Below are 513 nucleotides of genomic sequence, written 5' to 3'. Positions count from 1 at the left end.
GGAAAGACATCACTCGCAGAAGAAGCACCGGCTAACTCCGTGCCAGCAGCCGCGGTAATACGGAGGGTGCAAGCGTTAATCGGAATTACTGGGCGTAAAGCGCGCGTAGGTGGCTTGATAAGCCGGTTGTGAAAGCCCCGGGCTCAACCTGGGAACGGCATCCGGAACTGTCAAGCTAGAGTACAGGAGAGGAAGGTAGAATTCCCGGTGTAGCGGTGAAATGCGTAGAGATCGGGAGGAATACCAGTGGCGAAGGCGGCCTTCTGGACTGATACTGACACTGAGGTGCGAAAGCGTGGGTAGCAAACAGGATTAGATACCCTGGTAGTCCACGCCGTAAACGATGTCGACCAGCCGTTGGGTGCCTAGCGCACTTTGTGGCGAAGTTAACGCGATAAGTCGACCGCCTGGGGAGTACGGCCGCAAGGTTAAAACTCAAATGAATTGACGGGGGCCCGCACAAGCGGTGGAGCATGTGGTTTAATTCGATGCAACGCGAAGAACCTTACCTAC

The 513-nt window shown here is 55.4% G+C and carries 1 rRNA gene; it reads left to right on the top strand.

The features are described 5' to 3' along the window. A 16S ribosomal RNA gene (locus tag ACT3R7_RS20735) occupies nt 1–513 on the top strand; the annotation flags it as partial.

This window comes from Halomonas sp. AOP43-A1-21 (genome assembly GCF_052376775.1).
In the GTDB taxonomy this organism is placed as follows: Bacteria; Pseudomonadota; Gammaproteobacteria; order Pseudomonadales; family Halomonadaceae; genus Vreelandella; species Vreelandella colorata.
Note: the sequence above shows the minus strand (reverse complement) of the source record. Positions and strands in the feature narration are given on the sequence as shown.